Here is a 10,070-nt window from a genome sequence, read left to right as displayed (position 1 = left end):
GACCGACGCCACGGCGGTGGATGGCAGCGTGCCACCGAAGCCTCCGCTGCCGACGATCTTCCAGTGCATCGACACGCAGGGCGGTTCCTACCTGCATGAGTACGAGGCTGCACCAGGCCGCTGCGAACTGTTGAACGTGCAGGGCCTGGGCGGAGCGACACCAGTGAACGCCGCCAGTTGCGAGGTGGTCAGGGACCGCTGCACTGAAGTGGCCGAAGCGCAGCGCTGCGGCAGCTGGCAGCAGCGCTTCCGCGATGCACGCGGTCGCGAGCGCTTTGCTGCGCCCGAAAACCAACCGGCAGCGCGCGGCGAACGCGAACGCCTGCAGGCCGTGCTGGAAGCCAGCGACTGCCCCGTGCCGAAGTAGAGCATCCACGCCCGCCGTGGATGCCGATTCGCAGCGGGTGGTCCCGTCAGAACCCGTATCGCAGGAAGCCGCCATCCACCGCGATGCATTCGCCGGTGACATAGCTCGATGCCGGCAGGCACAGGAAGCCCACGGCCGAGGCCACTTCCTCCGGCTCACCGATGCGCCGCATCGGTGTGCGTCCGATCACTTCCTCGTAGTAGTCGGTATCGGACAGCGGGCCGGACGTGCGACGGGTCCGGATGTACCACGGCGCTACTGCATTGACCCGGATGCCGTCCTCGGCCCACTCCACCGCGAGGTTGCGGGTCATCTGGTGCATCGCCGCCTTGGTCATGCCATAGACCACGCCGCTGCGCACATGGGTCAGGCCGGACACGCTGCCGACGTTGACGATGGCCGATGAAGCGTGGCGCGCGAGCAACGGATGCGCATAGCGCGACAGCTCGAACGCCGAGAACAGATTGGTCTCGAAAATGCCGCGCCACTCGTCTTCGGAATACTCCGTGGCGGGCTTGGTGATGTTGCCACCGGCATTGTTGACCAGGATGTGCAGGCCGTCGGCGTGGTCCTCGACCCAGTCCAGGATCTGCCGGCGATCTTCGTCGTCGGACACATCGGCGGCCAAGGCGTGCACCTGGTGCTGCGGATACACATCCAGCAGTTCGTCGCGGGCACTCTCCAGCATGTCCAGGTCGCGGCCGACGATCATCAGATCGGCGCCGAGACCGGCCAGTTCATGCGCGATCGCCAGGCCGATACCGGCGCTGGCACCGGTGATCAGGGCCGTCTGCCCATCCAGGCGCCACCGTTGCTGGGTCATATGTCCTCCGGGGCCGCGCCCACTGTGTTTCGATGCGGCAAGGATACGCGCTCACGACCGTCCGCCGCCCGGGATGCGACACTGACTGCACGTCCCTCGTGGAGAGCTGCCATGCGCGTCCTGATTCCCGTTCTGCTGTCGGCCGCACTGCTGGCCGGGTGCCAGCGTCCCGCACCGCCGAATCCGGAACGACCACCGGAACCGCAGGCATTGGCCAAGGCAGTCAATCAACCACTGGACCGCGCCAAAGGCGTGCAGAAGACCCTGGACGAGGCGGCCGAACGCGAGCGCAAGGCAGAGGCCGACGCGCAGTAGATGCCCGCATACAACAACGCCCGGCCAAGGCCGGGCGTTGTGCGTTCAGTAGTTCCACGCCATGCGTGGACATTCCCAGTAGATCCACGCCATGCGTGGATGGGCCATCAGAACCCGCAGAAGCAATACGCCAGCGACTTCACCGGTGCACCGTTGCCCTTCTCGCGGGCCGCGTTCTCAACGAAGCGAAGCTGCGTATCGATTTCCGGCATCGTGCGCGCCAGCATCATCCGGCCCACGCCGGAATCGGCCAGCATCCAGGCGCCGGCGTGGCTGCCAGCGAAGCCGCTGACGAACTGCGCGAACGGCGTCGCCGCCTTCTCGATGTAACGCACGCGGTACTTGTCGGTCGCGCCCAGCTTGGCCCGGCCAGCAGCGTCAGCCACGGCGTCCTTCAGGCCACCGAAGGCATCGACCAGACCGCGCTCCTTGGCCTGCGCACCGCTCCAGACGCGCCCACGGGCCACTTCGTCGATCGCCTCGACCGGCTTCTTGCGGGCCTCGGCGACACGGCCGGTGAAATCGGCATAGCCCTTGTTGATCACCGACTGGATGACCTGGCCCACCGCCGGGTCCATCGGCCGGGTGACGTCGAAGGCACCGGCGAAACGGGTGGTGCCGACGCCATCGGTGTGCACGCCGAACTTGTCCAGCGCACGGCTGAAGTTGGGGATCATGCCGAAGATGCCGATCGAACCGGTGATGGTCGACGGATCGGCATAGATGCGATCGGCGTTCATGCTGATCCAGTAACCGCCGGACGCAGCGAGGTCACCCATGGACACCACCACCGGCTTGCCGGCAGCCTGCAGTGCCACCACTTCGCGACGGATCTGCTCGGAGGCGTAGACTTCGCCACCCGGCGAATCCACGCGCAGCACCACGGCCTTGACGTCGTCATCGTCGCGGGCCGCACGCAGCAGCGCCGAGGTCGATTCACCACCGATACGGCCGGCCGGCAGATCACCGCCGCTGATTTCACCGGAGGCCACGATGACCGCGACCTGCGGACGCGAATCAACCGGGTTGCGGCGCGCATCGAGCTGGGCCATGTAGGTGCCGAAATCGATGTTGCGGAAACCACCGTCGGCGTCTTCATCGGCCACGCCGCGCTCGATCATCAGATCCTCGAATTCCTCGCGGGTCTTCAGCGCCGTAACCAGCTTCTGCTGCAGGGCGAACTTGGCCAGGTCGCCGCCGGCGGCAGCGACGCCTTCAGGCAGGGTGTCGATGCCGGCCGCCAGCTGTGCCGGATCCAGGCGGCGGGCCTTGGCGATATCGCCGAGGTAGCGCTGCCACACATCGTTCATCCAGAACAGATCGGCTTCCTTGGACGCCGGCGACGCCGCGTCGAGCACGTACGGCTCGGCCGCCGACTTGTACTCGCCCACCTTGAACAGGTGCACGTCCACGCCCAGCTTGTCCTGCAGGCCGGTGCGGAAATACTGGCGGTAGCGACCCAGGCCTTCCAGCACCACCGAACCCATGGGGTCCAGGTAGACCTCGTCGGCCTGTGCGGCCAGCAGGTACTGCGACTGCCCCATGCTCTCGCTGAAGGCCACCAGCTGCTTGCCCGAAGCGCGCAGTTCCTGCAGCGCGGCGGACACTTCGCGCAGCGAGGCGAAACCGGACGGCTGCAGCTTGTCCAGTTCCAGCACCACCCGCTCGATCTTCTTGTCGTCGCGCGCGCTCTCGATCACCCGGATCAGATCGCGCAGCTGCACTTCCTCGGCACCGTTGTCACCGACGGCCTTGGCCAGCGCGCGGCTGACCGGATCGGCACTGTACTGCTCGACCAGGCGGCCTTCCGGCGCGATCACCAGGGTGGTGCGGTCCTGCAGCGCCTTGCTGGCACCTGCGCCCATGCCCGCAGCGACGATGAACATCACCAGCACCAGCAGCAACAGGCCGAAGAACACCAGGTTGAGGATCAACCGGCGGGTGAAATTCATCACGTCCCACAGCCCGATGAAGAAGCTGGCGACAGGATTGCGGTTCRCCGGGGGCAGCGGCGGCACGGGTTGGTTCATGGAGCACTCCGGATGGCTTCTTGCCGTGGTAACAGCATAGCCGGTGCCGCGTGAGGCAGCATCGGACACAAGTCAGGGGATCGCCAGTCACGGTTGCCCGGGACCGGCGTGATGTCAGGCCAGCGTGGACTGGCCAATGCGTTTGCTGCTGCGGCTCAGGCGCCAGCCCATCAGGATGGCGGCGGCGGTCAGGCCGACGATCAGGCCAATCCACATGCCCTGCGGCCCCATGCCCAGGCCCAGGCCGAGCCCGGCACCCAGCGGCATCCCCAGGCCCCAGTAGGCGAACATGGCGATGAACATCGGCACGCGGGTGTCCTTCAGGCCGCGCAGCGCGCCGGCCGACAGCACCTGGATGCCATCGGGGAACTGGAAGGTGGCCGCGTACAGCAGCAGGGTGGAAGCCAGACCGGCCACGGCCAGGTCGTTGGTGTAGACGCCGACGATGGCGTCGTGGCCGAACAGCAGTGCCGCCGCCGACAGCGTCTGCGTACCCATGATGATCGCGTAGCCGGCCCACGCCGCACGACGCACGCCGAAGCCATCACCACGGCCAACCGCATGGCCGACCCGCACGGTGGTCGCCTCGGCCACGCCCATCGGGATCATGAAGCACAGCTGCGCCACGTTGATCGCGATCTGGTGCGCGGCCGCTTCATTGGCGCCCAGGCGACCAATCAACAATGCGGTGACGATGAACAGGCCACCTTCCATCAGCACGGTGATGCCGATCGGCAGGCCAGTGCGCAGCAGGTCCCAGATCGCTTTCCAGCGCGGACCCTCGAAATGCGAGAACAGCTGCAGGTGGGCAAAGCGCTTGGTGAACCACAGGTAGGTACCGAAGGCGATCGCCTGCAGCCACATCATCACCGCCGAGGCGATGCCCAGGCCTTCAGCGCCCATTTCGGGGAAGCCCAGCTTGCCGTTGGCCAGCACGTACCCCATCGGCGCCAGCACCAGCAGGCCACCAAAACCGAGCAGCATGGTCGGCAGCGTCCAATGCATGCCTTCACTGAGATAGCGCATGCAGAAGTACAGCGTCAGCGCCGGGCCGCCCCAGCGCACCGCATGCAGGAAGGCCGTTGCGCCGGGCACGATGTCCGGGGCGATGCCGAATGCCGGCAGCAGCGGCGGCACCACGGTGAGGAAGGTGAACATGATCAGGCCCAGGCCCAGCGCCAGCCACAACGCCTGCCGGAACAACGGGCCGATCTCGCGCTCACGGCCGGCGCCATGCAGCTGCGACACCGAGGCGGTGAGTGAGATCAGCGTGCCGATCGGGATCAGCATCGGCAGCCACAGCAGCGCAGTACCGATGGTCACCGCGGCCAGGGTGGATGTCGCATGGTGGCCGGCAATCACATTGTCGACGAAGGAGATCAGACCGGTGGAGACGTGCCCGAGCACAAGCGGCAGGGCAAGCAGACCGGTGGCGCCGACTTCCTTGCTGAAGCGCGGCGTGGAGGTTGCAGTAGACATAAGGTGCTTGACGCGAACTACGGTTGCGCGCGAAGGGCACAGGCACCGGGTTGCGGCCGGCCATCTTACGCGCGCTGGGCGGCCATTCCCATGACTGCCCCATAAAGGGGACGGAGGGAATCAAGTCGTATCCGGCACAGTCGGGCCTGAAATGACTTGATTCCCTCCGTCCCCTTTTTGCTTACTGCCCGGCCTGGCGCTTGAGCCAGGTGTCGCGTTCGGCGGCGGGGACGGTGAGGAATGCGCTGCGTACGCTGTCGCGTTCCTGCGGCGGCGTGCGCTGGGCGACCAAGGCCAGCTGCACCAACTGCGACGGACTCAACTGGCGCAGCACGGCAAGCACGGCATCGCGCTGTTGCGGCGGTACGAAGCCGAACAGGCCGTGCAGCTTGGGGAACTCGGCGCCCAGTTGCGGGCCCAGCCGCCAGCCTTCGCGGAAAGCCTGGTCCTGTGCCTGGAACTGCGCGCGCAGCCGTTGCTGCTGATCGGCCGGCAACGCGGCGAAGCGGGTGGCAGCCTGGCGGATGCGCTCGCGCTCGCCCTCCGGCAGGGCGCGCCACGCGGCGTAGTCGCTGCGACRCTGGCGTTGCTGGGCGGGATCGAGTTGCGCGAATGCCGCCGCCGCAGTGGGCGCGGCCGATGGTGTTGCCGACGGTGCGGGCAGCGGCACGTTCACTGATTGCGGAGCGGCCGCCAGCGACAGCGGCAGGGCCAGCAGCAGGCCGGCGAAGAGGAGCTTATTCATCGGCAGCAGAGGTTTCCAGCGCTGCGCCGACCGGTTCCGGGTGGGTCGGCTTGGGTTGTGATTCGTCCACCGGCAACGGGCCACCGGCGGCACTCCAGGCATGCATGTCGGCCTCGGCCAGCAGCGAGTAATCGCGGTCGGCCAGCATCGCGGCATCTTCGCTGGCCTGCGCATCGCTACCCGCAGCAGGGCGGACATCGCTGGCGGGCAGCGCCTCGACGGTGACCGGCCCGGCCTCACCCACCACGCCTTCGGGCAGGGGGCCATCGGCAGTCAGCGCACGGCCCTGCCAATGGCGCCAGCCCAACGCAGCCAGCAGCAGCACCGCCACGGTGATCAACAGGATCACCGGGCCACGCCAGCGCGGCTTGGCATTGGGGCGACGACGCTTGCCAGTGGTAGATGCGCGTTCGTCGCGCGGCGGCGCACGCCAACTGGAAGCAGGTGCCTGGTTGTTGGCCGCTGGCGCGGACGGCTGCTGCAGCTGCTGCAGGCGCTTGGCCGGCAGGTCGCGGACACGCAGCTGCACCTGTTCGGCCAGAGCGCGCCATGCAGCGGCGTCGGGCTGGCCATCGGCATCGCGTGGGCAGGCCGTGGCCAACAGGCGCTGATAGCCTTCTTCGTCGACATCCAGAACGCGGGTGGCGATGCCTTCGTCCAGGCTGCCCCCCACCCGCAGCAGCAGGGCCAGCCGCGGCAAGGGTGCCATCTCGCCCAGCGCGGCCAGCGAAGGCGGCCACTGACCGGTGGCGGGCTCGCGCAGCGCCTGGCGCTGGCCCAGCAGGGTCCAGAAGCGGCTGGGCCACTGCGCCATCGGCAGGTCGCTGGCGACCGCGGCGAAGGCGCGCATCACCGCCACCAGCGTCTGTTCGGCACGGGCGGGGTCGCCGCACTGCAGTTCGGCCACGACCAGGGCACGGCGTTCGACGCCACGCAGAAATGCCGACAGCGCGCCGGCCGCGGTCGAGGAAACAGGGGCGGGCACAGCCGTCATCGGTCACTCCAAAGGTCTGCCGGCATGATAGCGGCAGCCCATCGCTGCCCGGCAGGACTTGCGATTGCAGGCGCTTTCTGCTGCAGGTTGTGCACAGCACCACGCGGGAACCGGGCGATTCCTGCGTGAATGGCTGAATTCACCCTGTTTCAGCAATGTTTCACACTTAAGTTGTTGATTTTTATTACTTTTAAAGTGTGGCTATTTTTTGACCAACCGAAGCGTGAGGCCGTCGCCATCGGCCTCATAYGGCGCCATGAGCCGCTAACGCACAGACTTATCCACAGAAGATGTGGATAAGACTGAATCTCCAATAGACACCGATATTTAGGTGACATTTATGATTCGCCGGAGGGCATGCCAGTCGCATCTGCCACTGCCATGCGCCCTCGCATGGGCCGTTACACTGACCCGATGCTTGCCCCTGAATCCGGCCCTGTCCCGACCCTGCAGGTTGCCCTGCCCGTGCCCCTGCCGCGCCTGTTCGACTACCTGCCACCGCAGGGCGAAGGCCCGTCGGTAGCGGTCGGCTGCCGGCTGAAGGTGCCGTTCGGCAACCGCGAACTGATCGGCGTGGTGGCAGGGCATGGGCAGGTGGAGGACAGCCAGGGGCTGCGCCAGGCACTGGCCTGGTGTGACACGACACCGCTGTTGCAGGGCGAGTTGTGGCAGAGCCTGCAGTGGCTGGCCCGCTATACCCACGCCCCCTTGGGCGAAGTACTGAGCACCGCCCTGCCCGGCCCGCTGCGGCATGGCGAACCGCTGCCCGACACCCATCACTGGGGCTGGCAGCTGACAGCCGAAGGCCATGCCCAGCGCGAGAAGCTGCGCGCCGGCAGCCGTCCACGGCAATTGGCCGAGCTGCTGGCCGAAGCCGTGGTGGACGAAGATGTCCTGTCCGCACGCATGCAGGACTGGCGGGTGGCCGCACGCAGCCTGGGCAAGCGCGACCTGGCCGAGCGCATCGCCCTGAGCGTGGCGCCGCAGCACGCCCAGCCCCTGCCCGGCCCCACCCTCAATCCGGAGCAGGCCGAGGCCGTGGCCGCGATCACCGCCACCGAAAGCTTCCAGGCATTCCTGCTGGACGGGGTGACCGGCAGCGGCAAGACCGAGGTCTACCTGCAGGCGATCATCCATTGCCTGGCGCAGGGCAGGCAGGCCTTGGTGCTGGTGCCCGAGATCGGCCTGACCCCGCAGACCCTGGCACGCTTCCGCGGCCGTCTCGGCATTGCCGTGCACGCGTTGCACTCGGGGCTGACCGACAACGAGCGCGCGCGGGTCTGGGCCGCGGCCTCGCGCGGCGAAGCACGGGTGATCGTGGGTACGCGTTCGGCGGTGTTCATCCCGCTGCCGCAACCCGGCCTGCTGATCGTGGATGAAGAGCACGACGGCAGCTACAAGCAGCAGGACGGCATCCGCTACCACGCACGTGATTTCGCTCTGGTGCGGGCCAAGGCGCAGGGCATTCCGGTGCTGCTGGGCAGCGCCACGCCGTCATTGGAAACCCTGCACAACGCCTATGCCGGCCGCTATGCGCACCTGCGCCTGAAACAGCGCGCCGGTGATGCCCGACCGCCGCGCGTGCGCATCCTCGACGTCCGCAAGCGTCCGCTGCGCGATGGCCTTTCCGCCGACGTGCTGGCCGGCATCGGCGAACACCTCCAGCGTGGCCAGCAGGTGCTGGTGTTCAAGAACCGCCGCGGCTATGCGCCGGTGCTGCTGTGCCACGACTGCGGCTGGACCGCACCCTGCAACCGCTGCGATGCACCGATGACCGTGCATGGCGGTGGCCGTCGCCTGCAATGCCACCACTGCGGTGCGCGGCAGCCGGCACCACTGGCCTGCCCCGCCTGTGGCAGCCTGGCGCTGCAGCCACAGGGCATCGGCACCGAGCGACTGGAAGAACACTTGGTCAGTGCCTTCGCCGATTTCCCGGTGGTGCGCATCGACCGTGGCACCACCGCCCGCCGCGATGCACTGGAGCAGCAGCTGGCCAAGCTTGGCAACGAGCCCGGCATCCTGGTCGGCACGCAGATCCTGGCCAAGGGCCACGACCTGCCCAAGCTGACGCTGGTGGTGGTGGTGGGCATCGACGAAGGCCTGTTCTCGGCCGATTTCCGCGCCAGCGAAAAACTGGCGCAGCAGCTGATCCAGGTAGCCGGCCGCGCCGGTCGCGCGCGCGATCCGGGTGAAGTGTGGCTGCAGACCCATCATCCGGGGCATCCGCTGCTGGAGACGCTGGTCAACGGTGGTTACCACCCGTTCGCGCAGGCCGAACTGAACCAGCGCGAGGCGGCGGGTTTCCCACCGTTCGCGCACCTGGCGCTGATGCGCGCCGAAGCGCAGCAGCTGGAGCATGCCAATGCATTCCTGCTGGCCGCGCGCAAACTGCTGGGCGAGCAGAACGTGGTTGAAGCCTATGGGCCGATGCCGGCGCCGATGCCACGCCGTGCCGGCTATCAGCGCACGCAGTTGTTGTTGTCGGCGGCGCAGCGGCCACCGCTGCACGGAGTGCTGTCACAGCTGGTACCGCAGCTGTACGCGCTGCCGGAGGCACGCAAGGTGCGCTGGTCACTGGATGTGGATCCCACCGACCTGTATTGATCTGGCAGAGCGCTGCCGAGCATGGCTCGGCACTACCGTAGAGCCCTGGATAGCTTGGGGTCGGATCCCTTTTCGCAGAAAAGGGCTCTGACCCCGAACGTCGCCCCTTCGCTTACGTCATCGGTGACATCACGCCGCGCTGGTACGCCGGGCGTTCGCGCAGGCGTGCATACCACTCGGCCAGGTGCGGCAGGTCCGGGCGCTGGATGGGCAGCTCGAACCACGCGTAGATCAACGAGCCCAGGGCGATGTCACCCATGGCGAATTTCTCGCCCGACAGCCACGGCTGCGTGGCCAAGGTCGCGTTGGGCAGGGCCAGGAAATCACCGGCGCGGACGATCGCCGCATTGATGCGCGCCTCATCGCGGTCGGCCGGCGCGGTGCGCATGATGCCCCAGATCAGTTCGGAGTACAGCGGCGCCATCCGCGAGGTGCTCCAGTCCATCCACTTTTCGGCCTGCGCACGCTCCATCGCGTCTTCCGCGTACAGCGTGCCCAGCGAATAGCGCGCACTGAGGTAGCGCACGATGGTGTTCGATTCCCACAGCGGCAGGCCGTGGTCTTCGATCACCGGCACCAGCCCGTTCGGGTTCATCGCCACGTACTCCGGCGACTGCGTTCCGCCGTGACTACCGCCCACCTCGATGGACTCGTACGGCAGGCCGATTTCCTCGGCACACCACAGCACCTTGCGGACGTTGCTGGAATTGCGG

Annotated in this window: 8 protein-coding genes and 1 pseudogene; 3 read left to right on the top strand and 6 right to left on the bottom strand. The window is 67.4% G+C overall.

The annotated features are described in order from the left end of the window. Positions 1-367 (top strand): annotated as a pseudogene (locus tag AB4Y84_RS05400) (hypothetical protein); the annotation flags it as partial. A 46-nt stretch (positions 368-413) separates the two neighbouring features. On the opposite strand, the gene AB4Y84_RS05395 reads toward AB4Y84_RS05400, so the two are convergent. Then, entirely contained in the window at positions 414-1,190 is a 777-nt protein-coding gene (locus AB4Y84_RS05395; RefSeq protein WP_025879399.1) for an SDR family oxidoreductase, read from the bottom strand. A gap of 111 nt (positions 1,191-1,301) precedes the next feature. On the opposite strand from AB4Y84_RS05395, the gene AB4Y84_RS05390 reads away from it, so the two are divergent. Beyond that, entirely contained in the window at positions 1,302-1,505 is a 204-nt protein-coding gene (locus tag AB4Y84_RS05390) for a hypothetical protein (protein ID WP_312109868.1), read from the top strand. Positions 1,506-1,612: 107 nt separating this feature from the next. Here AB4Y84_RS05390 and sppA read toward each other — a convergent pair whose 3' ends face one another. The 4 genes from sppA to AB4Y84_RS05370 form a co-directional block, all read right to left on the bottom strand. Further along, positions 1,613-3,535: a signal peptide peptidase SppA gene (gene sppA, locus AB4Y84_RS05385; protein WP_442249851.1), complete on the bottom strand. Its 1,923-nt coding sequence runs from the start codon at positions 3,533-3,535 to the stop codon at positions 1,613-1,615. A gap of 114 nt (positions 3,536-3,649) precedes the next feature. Then, the gene (locus tag AB4Y84_RS05380; protein ID WP_025879396.1) at positions 3,650-5,014 is read right to left on the bottom strand and encodes an MATE family efflux transporter; all 1,365 of its coding nucleotides are present in this window, start codon (positions 5,012-5,014) and stop codon (positions 3,650-3,652) included. Between the two features lie 181 nt (positions 5,015-5,195). Then, a complete protein-coding gene (locus AB4Y84_RS05375; RefSeq protein ID WP_442249850.1) occupies positions 5,196-5,759 on the bottom strand; it encodes a DUF3106 domain-containing protein in 564 nt (187 codons plus the stop codon). Continuing rightward, positions 5,752-6,753 carry a hypothetical protein gene (locus tag AB4Y84_RS05370; RefSeq protein ID WP_442244503.1) on the bottom strand — a complete coding sequence of 334 codons (1,002 nt, stop codon included), beginning with the start codon at positions 6,751-6,753 and terminating at the stop codon, positions 5,752-5,754. The genes AB4Y84_RS05375 and AB4Y84_RS05370 overlap by 8 nt, the downstream gene beginning before the upstream one ends. A gap of 393 nt (positions 6,754-7,146) precedes the next feature. On the opposite strand from AB4Y84_RS05370, the gene AB4Y84_RS05365 reads away from it, so the two are divergent. Beyond that, a complete protein-coding gene (locus AB4Y84_RS05365; protein ID WP_442244502.1) occupies positions 7,147-9,357 on the top strand; it encodes a primosomal protein N' in 2,211 nt (736 codons plus the stop codon). Positions 9,358-9,469: 112 nt separating this feature from the next. Here the strand turns inward: AB4Y84_RS05365 and AB4Y84_RS05360 are convergent. Further along, positions 9,470-10,070: glutathione S-transferase family protein (locus AB4Y84_RS05360; protein WP_442249849.1), on the bottom strand; the 601-nt coding region annotated here is incomplete at its 5' end.

The sequence above is a fragment of the Stenotrophomonas sp. 2YAF22 genome (genome assembly GCF_052114665.1).
In the GTDB taxonomy this organism is placed as follows: Bacteria; Pseudomonadota; Gammaproteobacteria; order Xanthomonadales; family Xanthomonadaceae; genus Stenotrophomonas; species Stenotrophomonas indicatrix.
This window is presented reverse-complemented; position numbering and strand designations above follow the sequence as displayed.

Excerpts from the sequence above, each read along its gene's own strand:
- AB4Y84_RS05365 (WP_442244502.1), top strand. The coding sequence starts at position 7,147 with ATGGGCCGTTACACTGACCCGATGCTTGCCCCTGAATCCGGCCCTGTC.
- AB4Y84_RS05390 (WP_312109868.1), top strand. The coding sequence starts at position 1,302 with ATGCGCGTCCTGATTCCCGTTCTGCTGTCGGCCGCACTGCTGGCCGGG.
- AB4Y84_RS05380 (WP_025879396.1), bottom strand. The coding sequence starts at position 5,014 with ATGTCTACTGCAACCTCCACGCCGCGCTTCAGCAAGGAAGTCGGCGCC.
- AB4Y84_RS05395 (WP_025879399.1), bottom strand. The coding sequence starts at position 1,190 with ATGACCCAGCAACGGTGGCGCCTGGATGGGCAGACGGCCCTGATCACC.
- AB4Y84_RS05370 (WP_442244503.1), bottom strand. The coding sequence starts at position 6,753 with ATGACGGCTGTGCCCGCCCCTGTTTCCTCGACCGCGGCCGGCGCGCTG.